This is a genomic window from Variovorax nivicola (assembly GCF_051216475.1).
GTDB lineage: Bacteria > Pseudomonadota > Gammaproteobacteria > Burkholderiales > Burkholderiaceae_C > Variovorax.
Genome location: NZ_JBPJZK010000001.1, coordinates 641,014 through 662,570, shown reverse-complemented (window position 1 = coordinate 662,570; position 21,557 = coordinate 641,014). Strand labels below are relative to the sequence as shown.

Here is a 21,557-nt window from a genome sequence, read left to right as displayed (position 1 = left end):
TTTCTTGAGGGCTTCTTCAGGCGCCCTTTCGTACGCTCACCGTGAGGAGACGGGAGCGGATCAAGGGCATGGGGAAAGCACCCCGTGCGCAGCGCGCCCGTCCTCGCAACGGACGCATTGCGATGATGAAAAAGAAATCCCTGTACCAGATGACGCCGGCACGCATCGTGTTTGGCGTGCTGACCTGCGCGGCGCTGTGCGTCGACTCGTTCGACACCACCGCCCATGCCGCCACCGCCGTGGCCGCCGCACCTGCGCCGATGCTCGTGCGCCAGGGCAACCGCCTGAGCGTGCCCGCCGGCTCGCCGCTGCGCGATCGCCTGTTGGTCGCCACGGTCGGCCAGGACGCTCTGCCGCACGAAGTGAGCCTGCCCGCCACGGTGGAGGCCAACCCGGCCAGCACCGTCAACATCCTCCCGCCGCTGACCGGCAAGCTGCTCGAGCTGAAGGTGCGCCTGGGCGACACGGTCAAGCGCGGCCAGGTGCTCGCCACGATGGCCTCGCCCGATCTCGCTCAGGCCGTGGCCGACACGCAGAAGGCGCGTGACGCACTCGACCTGGCGCAGCGTGCGCTGGTGCGGGCGCGCGGCGTGAACGAAGCCGGCTCCAATGCCGCGAAAGACGTGGAGGCGGCCCAGAGCAGCGTCGCGCAGCAGACGGCCGAACTGCACCGCAGCGAAACGCGCCTGCGCAGCCTGGGGGCTGAAGGCAGCGGCGGGCAGGCTGGCCAAGTGCTGAAGATCGTCGCGCCCATCGCCGGCACGGTCACTGCGCTGAACGCGGCCGCGGGCTCCAACCTGAACGACGCCACTGCAGCACTGATGACGGTGTCGAACCTCGACTCGGTCTGGGTCACGGTCAACGTGCCCGAGAACGTCGTTGGCGCGGTCGCCCCGGGGCAGAACGCGGTCGTCACGCTGGCGGCCTACCCGGGCCGCAGCTTCACCGGCAGGGTCGGCTTCGTGAGCGCAGTGCTCGACGCGGACACCCGCCGCGCCCGTGCGCGCATCGTCTTCGCCAACCCCGACGGGCTGTTCAAGCCCAACATGTACGCGACGGCGGTGCTGGGCGTGCCGCAGGGCACGCAGCCGCAGGTGCCGGCCTCGGCGCTTTTGATGAACAACGACAGCGTGAGCGTGTTCGTCGAGGCCGAGCCCTGGACCTTCGTGCGGCGCATGGTCGAGCTGGGCCGCGAGGACGGCGACAAGGTCCGTATCCGCAGCGGCCTGGCCGTGGGCGAGCGCGTGGTGGTGCGTGGTGGTGTGCTGCTGAATGATTAATCTCATCATCACCCAGTTCTTCCGCCGCAGGCACCTGGCCTGGGCGATGTCGGTGGCGCTGGTGCTGTTCGGCGCCTGGTCGTGGACGCGGATGACGGTCGAGGCCTATCCCGACCTCGGCGACGTGACCGTGCAGGTGACGACGCAGGTCAACGGCCTGGCCGCAGAAGAGATCGAGCAGCAGATCACCACGCCGCTGGAGCGCGCGCTGAGCAACACGCCGGGGCTGGCCTCGATCCGCTCGAGCAGCACCTTCGGGCTGTCGCTCATCAACCTGAGCTTCAAGGACGGCACCGACGATTACTTCGCGCGCCAGCGCGTCACCGAGCGCATCGGGCAGGTCAGCCTGCCTTCGGGGGCGCAGCCGGGCCTGGGCCCCGTTGCGGGGCCGGCCGGCGAGATCTACCGCTACACGCTCGAATCGGACACGAAGAACCTGATGGAGCTGTCGGAACTGCAGCGCTGGAAGGTGATTCCCGCGCTCAAGCAGGTGGCGGGCGTGGTGGACATCAACAACTTCGGCGGCTTCACCCGGGAGTTTCAGCTCGAGCTCGACCCGGCGCGCCTGCAGAAGTACGGGCTGGTGCTGAACGACGTGGTCACGGCCATCAACAACAACAGCGCCAACGCGGGCGGCGGGCGCATCGCGCGCGGCGACCAGAGCTACGTGGTGCGCGGCATCGGCCAGATCCACACGCTGGACGACCTGGGCACGGTGGTGGTGGCGCAGAGCAACGGCTCGCCGGTGCTGGTGCGCGACCTGGGGCGGCTGCAGTTCGGCCACCAGGAGCGCGGCGGCATCCTCGGCAAGGACACCAACCCCGACACCATCGAGGGCATCGTGCTGATGCTCAAGTACGAGAACCCGTCTCGCGTACTCGAAGGCGTGCACGCCAAAATCGACGAACTGCAGGCCGAACTCGCGCCCATGGGCGTGAAGATCGTTCCCTACATCGACCGCGACGACCTGGTGAAGCTCACCGTCGACAAGGTGACGCACACGGTGCTCGAAGGCATGGCGCTGGTGTGCTTCGTGCTCATTCTTTTCCTGGGCAGCCCGCGCAGCGCGGTGGTGGCTGCCGTGGCTATTCCAATGTCGCTGGTGACGGTGTTCATCGTGATGCACTTCACCCGCATGCCGGCCAACCTGTTCTCGCTGGGCGCGATCGACTTCGGCATCATCGTGGACGGGGCCATCGTGGTGATGGAAGCCATCTTGCGACGGCGCGAGGAGGAACCCGAAGCGACCCTCACCGAGGGGAACATCCTCGAAACCGTGAGTCACGTGTCGGGGCCGATCTTCTTCGCCACGCTGATCATCATCACCGCGTACTTTCCGCTGTTCGCCTTCGAGCGGGCCGAGGGCAAGCTGTTCAAGCCGATGGCATTCACGGTGGGCTACGCGCTGGTGGGCGCCCTGCTCTGCGCGCTCACGCTCATTCCGAGCCTGGCCTACGTGGCGCTGCGCAAGCCGAGCAAGCCCTTCGTCAACAAGCCGCTGGAGTGGCTCACGCGCGCCTACCGCCGCGTACTGGCGAAGCTGCTGGACGTGCCCGCCATCGCCTACGGCCTGAGCGCGCTGGCGCTGGCCGCGGTGGTGGTGCTGGGCGCCACGGCCGGGCGCGAGTTCCTGCCCGACATCGACGAGGGCGCGTTGTGGCTGCAGGTGCAGCTGCCTTCGGGCCTGTCGCTCGACAAGGCCAGTGAGATGGCCACCGAGCTGCGCCATGTGCTGCTCGAATACCCCGAGGTGTCGTACGTGGTGACGCAGCTCGGCCGCAACGACGACGGCACCGACCCGTGGACGCCCTCGCACATGGAAGTGCCCGTGGGCCTCAAGCCCTACAGCGAGTGGCCGGCCGGGGTGAACAAGGCGGCCTTCGTGCGCACGCTGACCGAGCGCTTCGCGCGCATGCCGGGCTTCGACGTGGGCATCAGCCAGCCGATCATCGACGGCGTGAACGACTCGGTGGGCGGCGCGCACAGCCCGCTGGTGCTGCGCATCTACGGCGACGACCTGAAGGAAAGCCGGCGCATCGGCAACCAGATCGTCGATCTGCTGGAGACGGTGCGCGGCACGGCCTCGGCCTCGCTCTTTCAGGAGCCGCCGATCCCGCAGGTGGTGATCGAGCTGAACCGCGAGGCGGCGGCGCGCTTCGGCGTCAACGCGAACGACGTGGCCAGCCTGATCCAGACCGGCATCGGCGGCGCGCCCGTCATTACGGTGTACGCGGAGAACCGCACTTACAACGTGGCGGTGAAGATGCCCAAGAGCGCCAAGGGCAACACCGAGGCCATCGGCGCGCTGCTGCTCAACAGCTCCAGCGGGGCGAAGGTGCCGCTGTCCCAGGTGGCAGACATCCGGCTGCAGACCGGTGAAAGCACCATCTCGCACGAGATGAACGAACGCCAGATCACCGTGCGCGTGGACAACCGCGACCGCGACCTGGCCTCATACCTGGAAGAGGCGCGGGCGCGCATCGCGAAGGAAGTGAAGTTCGACCCAACGAAGTTCAGGCTGCAATGGGCCGGCCAGTTCGAAAACCAGCAGCGCGCGCAGGCCCGCCTGGGCGTGTCGCTGGCCATCGTGGTCAGCATCATGGCGGTGCTGCTGTTCTTCCAGTTCGGCAAGATCCGGCAGGTCGCGCTGATCCTCGGCGTGGTGCCGATGGCCACTTTGGGCGGGCTGATCGCGGTGCACGTGGCGGGCGAAACGCTCAACGTGGCCACCGCCGTGGGCTTTATCGCGCTGTTCGGCGTGTCCATACAGAACGGGATCATCATGGTCGCGAACTTCCGGCGCGTGCGCGGCGAAGGGCTGGCGCTGCAGGCGTCGGTGCTCGAAGGCGCGGCCGAGCGGCTGCGGCCGGTGCTGATGACGGCCACGGTGGCATCGGTCGGCATGTTGCCGGCAGCACTGGCCACCGGCGTGGGCACCGACGTGCAGCGCGGGCTGGCGACGGTGGTGGTTGGCGGGCTGGTGGTGTCGACGCTGCTCACGCTGTTCATCCTGCCGACGCTGTATTTCGCGATGGAGCGGGTGTTCGAACGCAAGGGCTGGGGCACGCGCTCGCGCCGCGACCGCTAGGAAGGCTGGAGACAGACAACATCATGAAGAAGACGACAACGACAACAACAAGCCTTGGCCTTGCAGCGCCCGTGGCGGCCGGCATCGCGCTGCTGCTGGCCGGCTGCGCGGTCGGGCCCGACTATGCGCGGCCGCCGCTGAACCTGCCCGCGCAGTACACGACCTCGCCGCCCACCAGCAAGGAGGCCGAAGGCGTGCCGCTGCCGCGCCTGTCGCCCGAGCTCGACGTGCCGGCGCAGTGGTGGCAGGCCTTTCGCTCCGAACCGCTGAACGCGTTGGTAACGCAGAGCCTGGCGGGCAACCCGACCATCGAGGCTGCCGACGCAGCCCTGCGCGCGGCGCAGGAGAACGAAGCCGCCGACCGCGCCGCGTTCTGGCCCAGCGTGGCGCTGGGCTACTCGCCCACGCGGCAGCGTGTGGCCAGCGCGGTCGCGAGCCCTGTATCGTCGAATGCGAACCTGTACACGCTGCACACGGCGCAGGTGACGGTGTCGTACACGCCCGACGTGTTCGGCGCCACGCGCCGGCAGGTCGAGAGCTCGCAGGCGCAGACCGAATTGCAGCGCTTCCAGAGCGTGGCCGCGAAGCTCACGCTGAGCAGCAACGTGGTGGCAGCCGCGATCACCGAGGCTTCTCTGCGCGCGCAACAGCAAGCCACGCTGGCCATCATCGAGGGACAGAAGGAAGTGCTGCAGGCCTACCGCAAGCAGCAGACGCTGGGCCAGGTGGCACCGGCCGATGTCGATGCGCAAGAGGCCTCGCTGGCCGCCACCGAGGCCACGCTGCCGCCGCTGGACAAGCAACTGGCGCAGCAGCGCAACTTGCTGGCGACGCTCGCTGGCCGCTACCCGAGCGAAGGCGTGGCAGCGCATTTCGATCTCGATGCATTGCAACTGCCGGCGGAGCTGCCGCTGACCTTGCCGTCCAGCCTGGTCGAGCACCGGCCCGACGTTCGCGCGGCCGAGGCGCAGTTGCAGGCAGCCAGCGCCGCCATCGGCGTGGCAGTCGCCGCGCGGCTGCCGAACGTGACGCTGGGCGTGAACTCGTACGGTTCGTCGGCCTACACGCTGTCGGAGCTGTTCAAGTCGTCTTCGCTGTTCTGGACCGTCGCGGCCAGCGTGACGCAGCCCATCTTCGACGGCGGCGCCCTCAAGCACCGCGAGGCCGCCGCGCGAGCCTCGTTCGACCAGGCGGCCGCGCAGTACCGTGCGACGGTGCTCGCCGCCTTCCAGGACGTGGCCAACACGCTCGAAGCCATCGATGCCGACACCCGCACGCTACAGGCTGCCCTGAAGGCCGAGCGCACTGCCTCGCAGAGCCTGGCGCGCACGCGGGCGCAGGTGCGGCTCGGCGACGCCAGCGCGCTGTCGCTGCGCATTGCACAGCAGGCACAGCAGCAGGCGCTGCTCAACCTCGTGCAGGCCCGCGCGCTGAGGCTGACCGACGCGGCGGCCCTCTTCCAGGCGCTCGGCGGCGGCTGGTGGAATACTGCTGCTCCACCGGCACAGTTAGCCGCCTCGTCTTCTTCCCATTCCCCCGCATCGCCATGAACATCATCCGCCACGAGATGGGCCCCCGCTTCAGCGAGATGGTGACCGTCGACCTGGGCGCCGCGCGCCTGCTTTACCTCTCCGGCCAGGTGGCCGAGAACCCGTCGCTCGACATCACCGGGCAGATGCGCGAGATCCTTCATCACATCGACGACATGCTCGCGACGCAGGGCGCGACGAAGAAAGACCTGGTGAGCGTGACGATCTACCTGCGCACCGTGGGCGACTACGCCGCGATGAACTCGGTGTGGGACGAATGGGTGCCCGCCGGCCACACGCCGGCGCGCGCCACGGTGGGGGCGAAGCTGATCGACTCCGAATACCGCGTCGAGATCCAGGCCACGGCGGCCGTCGGGCCCGTGCCATGAAAGGTGTGCGTCGCATGGTCGCTCTGTGGGCGTTGACGCTCGGCGGCTGCACCGCTTTCGATGCGCACTCTTTCGATCACTCGGCCGGCTGGCGTGCCGCGCAGGTCGTCAGCGTGGGCCGCGCGGGCGATCTGGCCAAGGCCGCCGACCACGATTGCGGCGCCGAAGGTGGCGCTGCTGCCCCCTACGCCGTCGTGCGCTATCGCAACGGCGGCGTGCACACGCGCTCGCTCGGCACAGGGCGCTGGCCCGCGGGTGCCGCGCTGAAGGTCGGCGATGAGGTGGAAGTGAACATCCTCGACTGCGCCGCGCCGCTGGCGCTTCTCGGTCAGAGGGGCAGCGTCTCGGGCACGCCGTCGCGCTGAAGCCAGCCTTCGAATTCGTCGGACAGCCGCTGCGCCTCGCGCGTAGCCCGGCCCCAGGCAGAGATACGCGCCTGCGCATCGTTGGCGAAGTGGATGAAATCCTTGCGGTCGGGCAGCTTGCCGTTGGGCAGCGACCGCACCCATTCGGGGTCGGGCGCGAGCACCACCATGCGGTCGAGAAAGCCGCTGGCCTTGTGGCGCCAGCGCAGGCCCTTGTCGAGCCAGCCTGGCACCACTGCCCGCTGGAAATGCGGGTACAGCACGATGCCCTCGTCCGCCGGCTGGTAGTCGAGGTGCAGGTGGTAATCGGTGATGCCGCCGTCCCAGTAGGCGCCGCGCGGCGCGCCCGGAATGTCGTGCACCGCCGCCAGCAGGAACGGGATGGAACACGAGGCCTGCAGCACCATGTTGAAGTTGGCTTCGCTCAGCGCATGCTGGCGCGTGCGGAAGTCCCGTGTGCCGAAGGGCAAGGCCGCGCCGGGCGTGGAGAAAACGCAGCGCTCCAGCCACGCGCCCAGGCTCTTGCGGTGCAGGCTGTTGGTGGCAAAGGCGCCCAGGTAGCCGACCGGCGTGCGCGCCCTGCCTTCGCGCCCCAGGATGTGGCGCCCGCGCGAAGTCACCACGTGCAGGCGATAGCGCGGATGGCTCAGCACTTCGCCGATGCGCCCGCCGTAGAAGGATTCGAGGCTTTCGGCGAAACGCTCGCTCAGTTGGCTCGGGCTGAGCCGCTTCTGCCCCGGCGGCACTTCGAACTGCTGGTGCACGTAGTCGTGCTCGAAGCGTTCGAACGCGGCATCAGGGTCGGCCAGGCAGGCCGTCGACAGCCGCCATGCGCCAATGGACGCGCCCACCAGGTGCACCTGCTGGCTCGACTGCGTGAGCCAGCGGCCGAAGATGAAGCGGTCGAGCGCACCGAGGATCAGGCCCTTGGGGCCGCCCGCCGCACCGGGGATGGTGCGCACGTCCTGCGGGCGCAGACCGTGCTGTTCGATGTGTTTGCGAGCCGCGGGGCCGGCGTAGATGCGCAGGGCTTTCATCATGCCGGACGGGTCAGCAAGAAACGTGCATCGCGGCCTGCTGCTTACTTGCGCAACCCCTGCAGCTTCGCAAAAGCGCTCGCCATCTGCCCCGCCGGCTGCGGCGAGTTGTCGCGCCGGCCTTGTTGCTGCTGGCCGCGCCCCGCTCCTTCGAAGCGGTTGTCGCGCGGGCCGTCGCGGCGCGCGGGCGCCGCATCGAGCTTCATCGACAGGCCGATGCGCTTGCGCGCCACGTCCACTTCCATCACCTTGACCTTGACGATGTCGCCGGTCTTGACGACTTCGCGTGCGTCGTTGACGAACTTGTGGCTCAGCTGACTCACGTGGACCAGGCCGTCCTGGTGCACGCCGAGGTCGACGAAAGCGCCGAACTGGGCCACGTTGCTCACGGTGCCCTCGAGGATCATGCCCTCGACCAGGTCCTTGATGTCGTCCACGCCGTCGTTGAAGCGCGCCACCTTGAAGTCGGGGCGCGGGTCGCGGCCCGGCTTTTCGAGTTCGCCCAGGATGTCCTTGACCGTGATGACGCCGAATTTCTCGTTGGCGAACAGCTCGGGCTTCAGCGTCTTGAGCATGTCGGCGCGGCCCATCAGCTCGGCGATGGGCTTGCCGGTCTTCACGATGATCTGCTCGACCAGCGGGTAGGTTTCGGGGTGCACGCCCGTAATGTCCAACGGGTCGGCGCCGTCGCGGATGCGCAGGAAGCCTGCGCTCTGCTCGAAGGCCTTGGGGCCGAAGCCGCTCACATCGAGCAGCTGCTTGCGGGTCGAAAACGCGCCGTTCGACTCGCGCCAGCGCACCACGGCCTTGGCCACGCTGGCGGACAGGCCCGAGACGCGGCTGAGCAGCGGCACGCTCGCGGTGTTGAGGTCCACGCCCACCGAGTTCACGCAGTCTTCGACCACGGCCTGCAGGGTGCGCGCGAGTTCGCTCTGGTTCACGTCGTGCTGGTACTGGCCCACGCCAATGCTCTTGGGGTCGATCTTCACGAGTTCGGCCAGCGGGTCTTGCAGGCGGCGCGCGATGGAGGCGGCGCCGCGCAGGCTCACGTCCACATCGGGCATTTCCTGCGAGGCGAATTCGCTGGCCGAGTACACGGAGGCGCCGGCTTCGCTGACGACGACCTTGTCGACCTTCATTTCGGGCGCGCCGGCCTGCGCAGCCATCTTGGCGAGCAGCTTGATGAGGTCGGCGGCGAGCTTGTCGGTTTCGCGGCTGGCAGTGCCGTTGCCGATGGCGATGAGGTTCACGCCATGCTTGGCGCACAGCTTGCCCAGCGTGTGCAGCGAGCCTTCCCAGTCTTTTCGCGGCTCGTGCGGGAACACGGTGGCGGTTTCGACTAGCTTGCCGGTGGAGTCGACCACGGCCACCTTCACGCCGGTGCGGATGCCAGGGTCCAGGCCCATCACGACGCGCGGGCCGGCGGGCGCGGCCAGCAGCAGGTCGCGCAGGTTGTCGGCAAACACCTTGATGGCGACTTTTTCGGCGTCTTCGCGCAGGCGGGTGAACAGGTCGCGCTCGGTCGACAGCGCCAGCTTGACGCGCCAGGTCCAGGCCACGCACTTGCGGATCAGATCGTCCGACGGGCGAGCCGCATGGCTCCAGCCCAGGTGCAGCGCGATGCGGCCTTCTGCGATGCTGGGCTTGCCCGGTTCGGGCTCCACGGGCAGCACCAGCTTGGCGTCGAGGATGTCGAGCGCGCGACCGCGGAACACGGCCAGCGCGCGGTGCGAGGGCACGCGGCCGATGGGCTCGTCGTACTCGAAGTAGTCGCGAAACTTGGAAACGTCGGCGTTGTTCTCGTCCTTGCCGGCCATCAGGCTGGACTTGAGCAGGCCTTCGGCCCAGAGCCATTCGCGCAGGCCCTGCACCAGGCCGGCGTCTTCGGCCCAGCGCTCGGAAAGAATGTCGCGCACGCCGTCGAGCACGAGCGGCACGGTGGAGAAATCGGGGCCCGGCTTGCCGTCGTCGAGCGTGGTGGCGGGCTGCAGGAAGGCCTTGGCTTCAACGGCCGGGTCGAGCGCGGGGTCGGCCAGCAGCTTGTCGGCCAGCGGCTCAATGCCGAATTCGCGGGCAATCTGGCCCTTGGTGCGGCGCTTTTGCTTGAACGGCAGATACAGGTCTTCGAGCTCCTGCTTGGTCGGCGCGAATTCGATCGCGGCGCGCAGCTCGGGGGTCAGCTTGCCCTGCTCGTCGATGGCCTTGAGCACCGCCACGCGGCGGTCTTCGAGTTCGCGCAGGTAGGAAAGACGCGCTTCCAGTTCACGCAGCTGGGTGTCGTCGAGGCCGTCGGTGGCTTCCTTGCGGTAGCGGGCGATGAATGGAACCGTGGCGCCTCCGTCGAGCAGTTCGACGGCGGCCTTCACCTGGTTCTCGCCGACCTTGATTTCGGCGGCGAGCTGGCGAATGATTTTCTGCATGTCTTGAGCGCGTCCCTGGCAAAGCGCGGGAGTTTGCCATAGGCGCGGACGGCGCCCTTCCGGGCCGCCCGGCGGTCGTGTTACAGCATGCTTTCCGCTTCAGCCCGGGCGCCGGCCTGCGCCTGGCTCGGAACCACCAGTTGCACGCTCAGCCCGCGCGGCGCGGCATTTTCGATCGTCAGTTCGCCGCCGATGGCGTCGGCCCGGGAGCGCATGCTGCGCAGGCCCTTGCCCTTGCCCTCGCCGGTGTTGGTGGAAGACGCGCTTCGCGAACCCAGCCCGCGGCCGTTGTCGCGCACCTCCAGCATCAGCAGCCCACGGTCGCGAAGGCCGAAGCGCAGTTCGACACGGGTCGCCTGCGCATGCCGCAGCGCATTGGACATGGCTTCCTGTGCCACCCGGCAGATCTGCATCGCGGTTTCCGGCGGCACCCAGCGGGCGTGGGCCTCGCTGGCGATATGCCATTCCAGTGCGATGCCAAGCCGGTCGAACGCGGGCTGCAGCCGGTAGCGCACGTGGGCCAGCCGCTCGACGACGCTGGCGGAGGTCTGGTCGTCGAGGTCGTCCACCGTCATCTGGAGTTCGAGCAGGCAGTCCTGCAGGGCCATCGACAGGCTGCCGGGGCCGGCGGACCGGGGGTCCTGGCTGGCCAGCAGCGCCACCAGCCGGGACCCCACGCCGTCGTGCAAGTCGCTGGCGATGCGCCGTCGCTCGGCAATCACCGCCTGCACCGCCTGCGATGGTCGATGGTCAACCGCGCGGCGCCGGAAGACCAGAAAACAGACGCTCGCGATGATCGCGGCGAGCACCGCCACGTTCAGCGCCTGCAGGGCCCAGAAGGCGAACGGCATGTCATCCGCCGTCACGCTGAGGGCCGAGGTGGCCCGAATGACCTGTGCGGTCACGGGCGTCAGGTGCAGCGCACCCGCCAGGCCGGCCCACATCAGCAGTCGCCGGCGCGAGACGCGCGAGCGCAGCCACGTCAACAGCACGCACCACGAGCCGATCGACAGCCACACGAACTGGTCTTCCAGGAAGTGCGGTAAAGAAAGGACCTGCGGCGCCAGCATGGCATGGGCTACAGAAGCCCCCGGTGGGAGGCAAAGCTCACGGCCTGCGCGCGGGTGTGGGCGTGCAGCTTGCGGTAGATGTTCTTGACGTGTGCGTTAACCGTTTGGGCGCTGATGGTGAGCTGCAGCGCGATCTCTTCGGTTACGTAGCCCGTTGCTACAAGTCGCAACACTTCGCGCTCCCGTGCGGATAACGTCGCCTTGGTGTCCGGCGGGCGCACCGGGTTGACGTTGGAGCGCTTGTGATCGAGGTGCACGAGCAGCCGGCGCGCCAGCCGGGGGGTGATGGCGGCCCCGCCGTTCACCACCTGCAGCACGGCCTGGGCATAGCTCTGGAACCACGCGTTCTTGACCAGGTAGCCGGAGGCGCCGAGCTCGAAGGCATGCAGCACCTGGGGTTCGTCCTCGAGCGCCGAGATGACGATGATTTCCGCCGCGCTGCGGTGCCGCTTGGCCTCTTCGATGAGCTCGAATCCGCTGCCATCGCCCAGGCGGATGTCGACCATGAGCACGTCGAACTCATGCTGCAGTAGCAATCGTCGGCCTTCGCGCAGCGTGCCGGCCTGCCCTTCGAGCTGAATGCGCAGGTCGCCCAGCAATTCCTGGGCGATGACGCGACGCACGAAGGGGTCGTCGTCCACCAGCAGGACGCGTACGGGTTTTGTCTGTTGCCCGGTTAGGAAATCGGGCCACGGGAGAGTGTCGGCGGACGGCGAGAGGAGCCCGCCGAACTGGCCGGGATTGGCGTATTGCCTAGCCCCGTTGCCCACATCTGTCAATGAAATGTCGAGATCGCTTTCCATTCCAGCCCCTTTGTGACAAATAGCACATCTTGTTCGTGACCAAAAGTTAATTCATTTCTACTCAAATTTTGGGTTTCAGTTTTTTTGATTACTTTGGTTGCATTTTGTTTCGACTAGTCAACAATGTCCATCGAAAGTTGTAGTTTTTCTCTCGGACATCGCACCAAGGGAGCCTTCCCCCACAGCCCCCGAAACGGTGCAAAACACACCTTTCGCCATAGCCTCGCTCTACCCAGCACTGGGCATTTTTCCCCGGTTCCTCGACGCAGAAACTGCACCTCGGTCGTGACGGAAGCATTTCAAGCAGTGCCACTGACCGTTAGCTGATGGCCGGATCGATCCGGCGATCGGGTTCGTTTCAACAACTTTCGAGGAAGCATCATGAAGAAGACACTCATCGCGATCGCAGTGGTTCTGGTTGGAAGCGTTGCCTCGGCAACCAGCACCACGGCCCTCGCCGCCACCAGTACGACGACCGGCTCTTCCAGTTCCGCCGGATCTGTGGCAGCCAGCTCGGGCACGGGCAGTGCACTGAGCTACAACGCGGCCAACTCCAGCTCGTCGGCCAGCGCCAACGCTGCTGGCGGCGCAGTCAGCTTTCCGGGTCTGCGCATCGGTGGCGCAACGGCAGGCGGCACGGCGACCACACAGGGCCGCGTGACCAGCGTGGCTGCAACGACCGGCAACGGCGCCGCAGCGGGTGCTGCCAATGCTTCGGCCAATGCAGGCGCGACCGCCAATGCCAACTACAGCGCTGGTGGACCGAACTCGGTGAGCGGCAGTGCAGGCGGCACCGCTGGCTCCACGACCAACAACACGGCTGCAACGGCCGCGGGTCCTGGTGGCGGCCTTGCCGTGGTGACGCGCACCTCCGGCACGACGTCGAGCTTCAATGCCTCGTCGGGCGCCATCAACGGCTTCGTCAACGGCACGACCACCTCGGCGACGGCGGGTTCGACCGGCGGCTCCTTCGGCGTGACCAACATCAGCCTGGGCAATGCCATTGGCTTCAGCAACGGCGGCGGCACCGGCGGCCTGGCTGGCTCCGGCGCAACCGCATCGGCTCCCTGAGACCCGCTTGCACTGGTTGTTGTACTCAGAAATGGGGAGGGGCTTGCCCCTCCCCGGCTTCCAAAGGAGTTGAGAACATGAAAAAACTTATTGTCCTGACCTTGCTGGGCTTGTCCGCGGGCGCCATGGCGCAAACCACGGCGGGCGGTGCCAACAACCAGTCATCGAGTTCAGCCACCACCTCGGCCCAGGGCAACAGCCAGGCCGTGAACTTCAACACCAACACCCCCGCGGACACCCGTGCGACGCTGAACCAGAACGTCAACAACACGGGCGCCACGACGAGCACCGTCGACTACCGGGGCAGCTACACGATCAAGAACGTGCCGTCGGTCAACGGCCCCAACCTGACGACGAGCAACGACACCTGCATGGGCAGTTCGAGCGCCAGCGCGAACGGACCGGGCGTCGGACTCAGCTTCGGCACCACCTGGACGGACGAGCACTGCAAGCGCCTGAAGATGAGCCGCGAGCTCTGGAACAAGGGCATGAAGGCTGCCTCGCTCGCCATGGACTGCATGGACCCCGCGGCCCTGGCGGCGCTGGAAATGACGGGCACGAAATGCCCGCAGTCGATGACTGCGGACGAGCGCGTGACCGCCTATGGTCCGCAGGCATCGGCAAGCGGTGCGCTCCTGGCACCGCCGCGCCCGGTGGCTGCGGCTGCGCCAGTGGCCCCCGTCGCAGTGGTACCGGCGCCACCACCAGCGCCCATCGCCGAAGTCGCGCCCGCCGCTCAGCCGGTGGCCGCGGCCCAGGACGAGCCTCCGGCAGCGGTGTCGATGCCCGTTGCCAGCGCCACGGTGACGGCAATGGACCCGGGCGAAGTGGCTGCCATTCGCGCAGCACAGCCGGCCGGCGACGTTGCGTCTGTATCGATGGCGGTCCGGCAATGACCGCGTGGAGCCTGACATGACCAGGACCGTAATCCTCTGGCTGGCGGCTTGCTGCACAGCGACAGTCGCGGCTGCGGCGGCCGCGCCCTCGCCTCCGGTGCTGCGCATCGAGCGGATGAACATGGGCAGCGGCTTGCAGAACGCACGGGGCACCGAGAACGCCGAGCCGGTCGGCACCCTGGGCGTATGGCACGTGCCGCAGTACCTGCCGGGCTTTCCGACGGCCGCGACGATCTGGCCGCGCGTGATCATCCTGCAGTGCGCCAGCGACCTGTGCTCCGGCTACGAGATCACTCCGGAGATGGGACGCGGCGAATACCTCTTCTTCGTGCCGGAGAAGAAGTAAACAAGCGGCGTTGGCCCGCGCGCCGGACGGCCGCGGGCCCGCGTTGCCTTACCCTTCGCGGATGACATTCCTCGCGCGCGTCCTGCGCGTCTTGCGTGCCCTGCTCCGCGCCGTTGGCACCGCGCTCATCGTTCCCCTGCTGCTCTTCGAGGAGTGGGGCTGGGAGCCACTGGCTGCGCTGGCGGCACGGTTGTCCCGCCTTCCCTTCTGGGCCGCGCTCGAAGAACGGCTGCGCCGGCTGCCGCCCTGGGGCGCTGTGCTGGCCTTCTTCGTACCCGTGTTGCTGCTGCTTCCGGTGAAGGTGCTGGCTCTCTTTCTCTTCAGCCGCGGCCATGCAGCCACGGGCCTCACCGTGCTCGTGCTGGCCAAGCTGGCGGGCACGGCCATCGTCGCGCGGATCTTCCAGCTGGTCGAAGGGCCGCTGATGCGCATTCCATGGTTTGCCCGCTGGTATCCGCGATGGAAGGCCTGGAAAGACCACGTGCTCACCATCGTTCGACAGAGCCGTCCGTGGCGCGTGGTGCGGGCGCTGAACCGGCGCATTTCGCGCGGCTGGCGGCGGTTCAGGGAAGGTTGATTTGGCTCATTTTTACCCGGGTATATTGTCATTTCAATTTAACCCGGGTAATATTTGATGCATGAACCTCTCTGAAGAAACCCGGCGCGCCCTCACCCGCCAGTACAAGGAAACTCCGCGCCCGGCCGGCGTCTTCGTCATCCGAAACAAGCTGAACGGCCGCGTCTACGTGGCCGGCAGCATCGACGTCGAAGGTGCGATGAACCGCGCGCGCTTCGAACTGAACATGCGCGCTCACCGCAACAAGGCGCTCCAGCAAGACTGGAACGCGCACAGCGCCGGCCATTTCAGCTTCGAGGTAATCGACCGGATCAAGGAGCGCGAAGACCCCGATTTCGACCGCAAGGCTGAACTCGACAGGCTCCTGCCACTCTGGCAGGAAGAGCTTCAATGCTTCGGCCCGAACGGCTACAACACGCCATGAGCGCCCACGCAACGTACGGCGGCGAGATGCCGCACACCGGAGCGCATCAGCGAGTAGATTACGCACCTCGTTTCGCTTGGCACCCCCAGGAACAAAACACCCGAATGTCATCTGACACCCCACCCACCACCCTGACCGTGTTCTTCGGCTTCCAGCGCATCGCACAGGGCAGCAAGGCCGAAGTGCTCGACCAGCTGCGCCGCCGCGACGACCCCGGGCCGTACCTCGTTTTCGACGACCAGACCGGCACGCAACTCGACCTCGACCTGCGCGAACTACCCGAACTGCGCGAACACGAACCAGAGCACCGCGACGACACCCCGCGCGGCGTCGGTCGGCCCAAGCTCGGCGTTGTCGCACGCGAAGTCACGCTGCTGCCGCGCCATTGGGACTGGCTCGGACGCCAGCCCGGCGGCGCCTCGGTCGCGCTGCGCAAGCTGGTCGACGACGCCCGCCGCGTGAACGCCGAGCGCGACACCGTGCGCGCGGCACACGAAGCCACCTACCGCTTCATGACCGCCATCGCGGGCAACCTGCCCGGCTTCGAGGAAGCCACCCGCGCACTGTTCGCCGGCGAAGAGCAACGCTTCGGCAACCTGATCGAGCCCTGGCCCGCCGACGTGCGCGCCCATCTGCAGAAACTGTCGGCCGCAGGCTGGCCTCCCCAATGAGAACAACACCCGAGACAACCGGCGCCGGCAGTGGCGCCGACCCTAGCGGCCTGCAAGGCGTGCCCGTGGCGCCGGTGAACGCGCCGCGCCCGCTATGGAAGGTCTTTCTTTTCTTCCTCGCGCCGATGTTGCTCAGCAACATCCTTCAATCGCTCTCGGGCACGCTCAACAACGTGTACGTGGGGCAGATGCTCGGCGTGGGCGCGCTGGCGGCGGTGTCGAGCTTCTTTCCGGTGATGTTCTTCTTCATCGCCTTCATCATCGGCCTGGGCGCCGGCGCTTCGGTGCTGATCGGGCAGGCCTGGGGTGCGCGCGACGTTGCCAAGGCCAAGGCCGTGGCCGGCACCACGCTCACCGTCGGCGTACTGATGGGCCTGGTGATCGCGGTGTTCGGCGGCGCGTTCACCACGCCGATGCTGGCCGCGCTGGGCACGCCGCCCGACGTGCTGGCCGACTCCACGCGCTACGCCCGCATCATGCTGATCGCAATGCCGGGCGTGTTCGTGTTCCTGCTGGCCACCGCGATGCTGCGCGGCGTGGGCGACACCGTCACACCGCTGCTCACGCTGGTGATCTCCACGCTCATCGGGCTGGTGGTCACGCCCGCGCTCATCCGCGGCTGGGGCGGTCTTCCGCAGCTCGGCGTGGCGAGCGGCGCATGGGCGTCGGTGCTGTCCTTCATCGTGGCGACCACCTGGCTCGGATTCCGGCTGCGCCAGAAAAAGAGTCCGCTCGCGCCCGACGCGGCGTTCATGCGCAACCTGCGCATCCAGCCGCAATTGCTGAAGGCCGTGCTGCGCATCGGCGTGCCCACGGGCGTGCAGATGATCGTCGTGGCGCTGGCCGAAGTGGTGCTGCTCTCGATGGTCAACAGCTACGGCTCGAATGCCACGGCGGCCTACGGCGCGGTGAACCAGGTGGTGGCGTACGTGCAGTTCCCGGCGATCTCCATCGCCATCACCGCGTCGATCCTCGGCGCGCAGGCCATCGGCGCGGGCCGTGCCAACCGGCTCGGCGCAATCGCGAAGACGGCGCTGCTGATGAACCTCGTGTTGACCGGCGGGCTCGTGCTGCTGGGCTACCTGTTCTCGCGGCCGCTGATGGGCTTTTTCATCACCAGCGCGCCAGTCATCGAAATCGCCCAGACGCTGCTGCACATCATGCTGTGGAGCCTGGTGATCTTCGGCATGGCCGCTGCGCTGTCGGGGATCATGCGCGCCAGCGGCTCGGTGCTGGTGCCCACGCTGATTTCCATCGTCTGCATCCTCGGCGTGGAAGTGCCGGTGGCCTGGGTCATGAGCCACCGCATCGGGCTCGACGGGATCTGGATTGCCTACCCCGTGACCTTCGGCGCAATGCTGCTGCTGCAGACCGCGTACTACCAGCTGATTTGGCGCAAGAAGGCAATCCACCGGCTGGTGTAACCGCTACACCTTGGCCGGGGCGACGGCGGATCACTCCCCGTCGAAGGCCTTCTGCGCCGCGGCGAGATCGAGCTTGATCATCTTCATCATCGCCTCCATCGCGCGGGCGGCCTTGGCTGGGTCCTTGTCCTGGAACATGCGGATCATGGCCATGGGCGCAATTTGCCACGACACGCCGTAGCGGTCGGTGAGCCAGCCGCACTGCACCGGCTGGCCGCCGCCTTCGAGCAGCTTGTCCCAGTAGTTGTCGACCTCGGCCTGCGTCTCGCACTTCACAAGCATCGAGATGGCCGGGTTGAACTTGTACTGAGGCCCGCCGTTGAGCACCATGAACTCCTGCCCTTCGAGCTCGAAGGTCGCGGTGAGCAGCGAGCCCTTCTTGGCCGGATTGACGTCGCCCCAGAGCAGCTTGTCGGTCACGCGCGAATTCGGAAAGATGGATGTGTAGAACTTCAGCGCATCTTCGCCGTTGCCGTCGAACCAGAGGCAGGGAACGATCTTTTGCATGGGGTCTCCTTCGCTTGAATGATGAACCGGAGGGTTCAGTATCAAAGCGGCGAGCGGTGCTTGTCAACCCGCGCGGCGGCTGTCAGCGGGAAGTTCCCATGCGTGCTCCGTCTACCAGCGATAGGTGGCCGTCGCCACCGCCGTGCGCGGATAGCCGTAGTAGCAATTGCCATAACCGCAGTTGGCGATGTAGGTCTTGTTGGTGAGGTTGCGCAGGTTCAGTGCCAAGCTCCAGCGGTCGATGTCGTAGCCGATCATGGCGTCGAACACCGTCGATGCTGTCACCTTGCTCGGCCATGTGGCCTCGCCGTCGCCGTAGTTCGAGCCGGTGTAGCGCGCGCCCAGTCCGACCTTCACGCCGTTGGCGAAGCGGTAGTCCGCCCACACCGACAGCCGGTGGCGCGGCACGGCCGTGGCCTGCTTGCCGATCTCGCTGGCATTGCTGCTGGCCGTGACGATGGCCCTGGGCGTGTAGCTGTACGAGGCCGTGAGGTTCATGCGCGACGCAATCTCGGCCGTGGCCTCGAGCTCCAGCCCGCGCACCGAGATCTCGCCCGTCTGCTTGGGCAGGAAATCGCCGTCGTAGCTGATGTAGTTCTTGCGCCGCAGATCGAAGATGGCCGCGCTGTACATCGCTTTGCTGCCCACCGGCTGATAGCGCACGCCCGCCTCCACCTGCTTGCCGCTTTCCGGCTTGAACGGCTCGCCCGACACGGGGTCGATGGTGGCGGTCGGCGCGAACGACTCCGAGTAGCTCACGTAAGGCGCCCAGCCGCTCGGGTGCAGGTAGACCAGCCCTGCCCGGCTGGTGAACTTGTGGTCGCGAATGCGCTGGCGCGAGCCGTCGATGCGGCTGTCCACGGTGCTGTCGGCGCGGTCGTAGCGCCCGCCCAGCGTCAGCGTCCAGCGGTCGCCCCACTTGATCTGGTCTTGCAGGTAAACGCCGGTTTGCGTGAGCCGGGTGACGCCGTTGAAGTACGGGTCCGGCAGCTCGATCGGCCCGCCGTACACCGGCGCGTAGATGTTCAGCGGCGAGGCGCTGCCGCCGCTGAAGGTGACCTGGTCGATACGGGTGCGCTGGTAGTCCAGCCCGACCAGCACCTTGTGCTGCGTCTCGCCCAATCGGAAGTCGGCCTGCGCCTGGTTGTCGAGCGCCACCGCGCCGATGTTCTCGCGGCTGCCGAACACGCTGCGCGACATCTGCTGGAAGTTGGCCGGGTCGGTCGGGACATCGGGGTTCAGCGTGGTGAAGCCGGACAGCTGCGTGCCCTTGTAGTCGAGCTTCTGGTGCGCATAGCGCGCGTTCTGCCGCACCGTCCAGGTGTCGTTGATGCGGTGCTCGAACTGGTAGCCAACCATCTCCTGGTCCTGGTTGAAGCGGTCGAAGCTCGGCTCGCCCACGAAGAGCTTCGAGGGAATGTAGGTGCCGATCGCGGTCGGGTCGAGCGAGCCGATCTGCGGCCGCGCGCGGGTGTAGACACCGCTGCGCGTACGGCTGAACTGAGACAGCAAGGTCAGCGTGGTGTCGCTCGAAGGCTTCCAGGTGAGCGAGGGCGCGATGTACGTGCGGTCGTCGGCCTCTTTCGCCGCCGGCAGTTGTGCGTCGCGCAGCAGGCCGGTGATGCGGTAGAGCACCTTGCCGTCCGCATCCAGCGCGCCCGAGAAATCGCCCGCGACCTGGCGGCGCGCGTGGTCGCCGACCTGCAGTTGCAGTTCGCGCACGGGCTCGGCCGTCGGGCGCTTGCTGACCACGTTCACCACCCCGCCGGGGCCGCTCATGCCGTACAGCACCGACGAGGGGCCGCGCAGCAGTTCGATGCGCTCGGCGCCGTAGTTCTCGGTGCGCCACACGCCCCAGGTGCTGTTGTTGCGCAGCGGCAGGCCGTCGAGGTAGAAGCCCGGCGAATAGGCGTCGAAGCCGCGCAGCGAGATCCAGTCATAGCGCGAATCGGCGCCGTAGGTGGTGGTCGACACGCCCGGCGTGTAGCCCAGCGCGTCCTTGAGGTTGGTGGCGCCGATGGCCTCGATGCGGTCGGCCGTTACCACCGAGATCGACTGCGGCGTCTCGATGATCGGCGTATCGGTCTTGGTGCCGGTGGCGCTGCGCTTGGCCACGTAGCCCTGCACGCGGCTTGTGGCGCTCTCTTCGCTGTCGGCCGTCACCGTCACCGCTGGCAGCGTGGAAGAACTCGATACGGGCGCGGTCTTGATCACCGCGGCGTTGCCTTCCATCGTCACAGCCAGGCCGCTACCGGCCAGCAGCCGGTCGAGCGCCTGCCGTGGCGTCAGGCTGCCCGCGACGGCGGGCGCGGTCTTGCCGGCCACCAGGCTCTGCTGCACGACCAACTGGATGCGGGTCTGCCGCGCCCAGTCGTTCAGCGCCTCGGCCAGAGGCTGCGCCGCGATGCTGATCTGCTGCGGCGCCCCCTGTGTCTGGGCCAGCAGCGGCGAGCTCGCAAGCGCGAGCGCAATTGCCAGGGCCAGCGGTGCCGGCGTCATCTTCAAGCGGTTCGTCATCCGAAATCTTCCAGGTAGTGAATACAAATGGTTCCTATCTGGGCTGACGCACGAACCGCCGGAATTACCGTAGTGCCGGCAAAAAAATCTTTCTCTTTCTTCTAGGGGGTGGGCAGGATTTCCGCGACCGGACCGGTCTCTTTCAGGCGCACGGGCAAGGCGCTCGCCAGGGCGCGCCGCAGCGTGCGCGCGTCCCGCGGATCGAAGGTGCCGCTCAGCCGCAGGGCGGCCACGGCCGGATCGTTCACCACCAGGCCGGTGTTGCCATAGCGTTCCAACTCGGCCAGCGCGCGCGACAGCGGTGTGTCGACAAAGCTCAGCCGGTGTTCCCGCCACGGCGCGATGCCCTCGCCCGGAACAGCCGCCACGGCAGACAGCACGCCCTGCGCGTCGCTCTCCACCTGTTGGCCTGCAGTGAGAAAGAGCTCGCCGCCCTGCGCGCCCGGCACCCGGCGCGTGACGCGCACCTTGCCCTCTTCCACCGACACCCGCGCCCCATCGGCGCCCTGCATGCCAGGCGTGTGCCGAACGGCGAAGCGCGTGCCGACCACCCGCACCTGCAGCGGCCCGGCCAGCACGTCGAAGGGGCGGCTCGCATCGGACTGCACGGCGAAGACCGCCTGCCCATCGATCAGCGTCACCTCGCGGCGGTCGCGGAAAAGGCGCACCTCCAGCCGGGTCGCCGTGTCCAGCCGTAGCCGGGAGCCGTCGGGCAAAGGCGCTTCGAGCTGCTGCCCACGCCGGGTTGCAAAGGCCTGCTCGAACACGGGTTGGGCCTGGATGTGGCTCCATCCGAGGTAGCCGGCGCCGACCGCCATGCCCGTGGCCGCCAGCGCGAAAGCCGGCTTCAGGAAGCCGCGACGCGTGGGAGCCGACCGGTTGCCCTCGAAGCCGCTGCGCCAGGTCGCGACCGTCTCCGGCGAAATCGCATCGAAAACCTGCCAGCGCGATTCCCACTGGCGGTAGGCCTCGCCATGCCGCGCGTCCGCGTCGAGCCAGGCCTGGAACTCGCGCTCGTCCGACGCGCGCCATTCCTCGCGGTTGCGGCGGACGAACCACTCCAGCACGTCCTGTCGCAGGCGCGTTGCGTCTTCTGGCGTTGGCAGCGGTTGGGTCATGGCTCTGCGAGCGTTCCTATGGATG

General features: G+C 67.5%; 19 protein-coding genes. 12 read left to right on the top strand and 7 right to left on the bottom strand.

Annotated features, from left to right (window positions below; genetic code table 11):
- The first annotated feature begins 125 nt into the window (after nt 1-125).
- From ACSFBF_RS03115 to ACSFBF_RS03095, 5 genes are read left to right on the top strand one after another with little or no spacing between them, the layout of a single operon-like run.
- Nucleotides 126-1,280, top strand: coding sequence for an efflux RND transporter periplasmic adaptor subunit (locus ACSFBF_RS03115; RefSeq protein ID WP_435464865.1), 1,155 nt, complete (start codon nt 126-128; stop codon nt 1,278-1,280).
- Nucleotides 1,273-4,368: an efflux RND transporter permease subunit gene (locus ACSFBF_RS03110; RefSeq protein ID WP_435464864.1), complete on the top strand. Its 3,096-nt coding sequence runs from the start codon at nt 1,273-1,275 to the stop codon at nt 4,366-4,368. The genes ACSFBF_RS03115 and ACSFBF_RS03110 overlap by 8 nt, the downstream gene beginning before the upstream one ends.
- Before the next feature lie 23 nt (nt 4,369-4,391).
- Nucleotides 4,392-5,918 (top strand): efflux transporter outer membrane subunit, encoded by a 1,527-nt coding sequence (locus ACSFBF_RS03105; RefSeq protein WP_435464863.1) that lies wholly within the window; start codon nt 4,392-4,394, stop codon nt 5,916-5,918.
- The gene (locus tag ACSFBF_RS03100; RefSeq protein ID WP_093056812.1) at nt 5,915-6,286 is read left to right on the top strand and encodes a RidA family protein; all 372 of its coding nucleotides are present in this window, start codon (nt 5,915-5,917) and stop codon (nt 6,284-6,286) included. Before ACSFBF_RS03105 ends, ACSFBF_RS03100 begins: the two co-directional genes overlap by 4 nt.
- Nucleotides 6,287-6,300: 14 nt before the next feature.
- Nucleotides 6,301-6,651 carry a hypothetical protein gene (locus tag ACSFBF_RS03095; RefSeq protein WP_435464862.1) on the top strand — a complete coding sequence of 117 codons (351 nt, stop codon included), beginning with the start codon at nt 6,301-6,303 and terminating at the stop codon, nt 6,649-6,651.
- On the opposite strand, the gene ACSFBF_RS03090 is transcribed toward ACSFBF_RS03095, so the two are convergent.
- From ACSFBF_RS03090 to ACSFBF_RS03075, 4 genes are all read right to left on the bottom strand, one after another.
- Nucleotides 6,615-7,688 (bottom strand): patatin-like phospholipase domain-containing protein, encoded by a 1,074-nt coding sequence (locus ACSFBF_RS03090; RefSeq protein WP_435465902.1) that lies wholly within the window; start codon nt 7,686-7,688, stop codon nt 6,615-6,617. The genes ACSFBF_RS03095 and ACSFBF_RS03090 overlap by 37 nt on opposite strands.
- Nucleotides 7,689-7,732: 44 nt before the next feature.
- The gene (locus ACSFBF_RS03085; protein WP_435464861.1) at nt 7,733-10,108 is read right to left on the bottom strand and encodes a Tex family protein; all 2,376 of its coding nucleotides are present in this window, start codon (nt 10,106-10,108) and stop codon (nt 7,733-7,735) included.
- Between the two features lie 80 nt (nt 10,109-10,188).
- Complete coding sequence (locus ACSFBF_RS03080) at nt 10,189-11,178, bottom strand: sensor histidine kinase (RefSeq protein WP_435464860.1); 990 nt, start codon at nt 11,176-11,178, stop codon at nt 10,189-10,191.
- A gap of 8 nt (nt 11,179-11,186) precedes the next feature.
- On the bottom strand, nt 11,187-11,981 hold the full coding sequence (locus tag ACSFBF_RS03075) for a LuxR C-terminal-related transcriptional regulator (RefSeq protein WP_435464859.1): 795 nt from the start codon (nt 11,979-11,981) through the stop codon (nt 11,187-11,189).
- Between the two features lie 381 nt (nt 11,982-12,362).
- Between ACSFBF_RS03075 and ACSFBF_RS03070 the strand changes: the two genes are divergently transcribed.
- The 7 genes from ACSFBF_RS03070 (at nt 12,363) to ACSFBF_RS03040 (ending at nt 17,390) form a co-directional block, all read left to right on the top strand.
- Nucleotides 12,363-13,052 carry a hypothetical protein gene (locus ACSFBF_RS03070; protein ID WP_435464858.1) on the top strand — a complete coding sequence of 230 codons (690 nt, stop codon included), beginning with the start codon at nt 12,363-12,365 and terminating at the stop codon, nt 13,050-13,052.
- Between the two features lie 77 nt (nt 13,053-13,129).
- On the top strand, nt 13,130-13,948 hold the full coding sequence (locus ACSFBF_RS03065) for a hypothetical protein (protein ID WP_435464857.1): 819 nt from the start codon (nt 13,130-13,132) through the stop codon (nt 13,946-13,948).
- 16 nt (nt 13,949-13,964) lie between these two features.
- A complete protein-coding gene (locus ACSFBF_RS03060; protein WP_093056822.1) occupies nt 13,965-14,294 on the top strand; it encodes a hypothetical protein in 330 nt (109 codons plus the stop codon).
- Nucleotides 14,295-14,355: 61 nt separating this feature from the next.
- Nucleotides 14,356-14,871: a hypothetical protein gene (locus ACSFBF_RS03055; RefSeq protein ID WP_258354649.1), complete on the top strand. Its 516-nt coding sequence runs from the start codon at nt 14,356-14,358 to the stop codon at nt 14,869-14,871.
- A 61-nt stretch (nt 14,872-14,932) separates the two neighbouring features.
- On the top strand, nt 14,933-15,295 hold the full coding sequence (locus ACSFBF_RS03050; protein WP_435464856.1) for a GIY-YIG nuclease family protein: 363 nt from the start codon (nt 14,933-14,935) through the stop codon (nt 15,293-15,295).
- Between the two features lie 104 nt (nt 15,296-15,399).
- Nucleotides 15,400-15,966 (top strand): DUF2239 family protein, encoded by a 567-nt coding sequence (locus ACSFBF_RS03045; RefSeq protein WP_435464855.1) that lies wholly within the window; start codon nt 15,400-15,402, stop codon nt 15,964-15,966.
- Nucleotides 15,963-17,390 (top strand): MATE family efflux transporter, encoded by a 1,428-nt coding sequence (locus ACSFBF_RS03040; protein ID WP_435464854.1) that lies wholly within the window; start codon nt 15,963-15,965, stop codon nt 17,388-17,390. The genes ACSFBF_RS03045 and ACSFBF_RS03040 overlap by 4 nt, the downstream gene beginning before the upstream one ends.
- A gap of 30 nt (nt 17,391-17,420) precedes the next feature.
- On the opposite strand, the gene ACSFBF_RS03035 is transcribed toward ACSFBF_RS03040, so the two are convergent.
- The 3 genes from ACSFBF_RS03035 to ACSFBF_RS03025 form a co-directional block, all read right to left on the bottom strand.
- Nucleotides 17,421-17,897: a VOC family protein gene (locus ACSFBF_RS03035; protein ID WP_435464853.1), complete on the bottom strand. Its 477-nt coding sequence runs from the start codon at nt 17,895-17,897 to the stop codon at nt 17,421-17,423.
- 111 nt (nt 17,898-18,008) lie between these two features.
- Nucleotides 18,009-20,414, bottom strand: coding sequence for a TonB-dependent siderophore receptor (locus ACSFBF_RS03030; RefSeq protein ID WP_435464852.1), 2,406 nt, complete (start codon nt 20,412-20,414; stop codon nt 18,009-18,011).
- A gap of 101 nt (nt 20,415-20,515) precedes the next feature.
- Nucleotides 20,516-21,532 (bottom strand): FecR family protein, encoded by a 1,017-nt coding sequence (locus ACSFBF_RS03025; RefSeq protein ID WP_435464851.1) that lies wholly within the window; start codon nt 21,530-21,532, stop codon nt 20,516-20,518.
- Between the last annotated feature and the right edge of the window lie 25 nt (nt 21,533-21,557).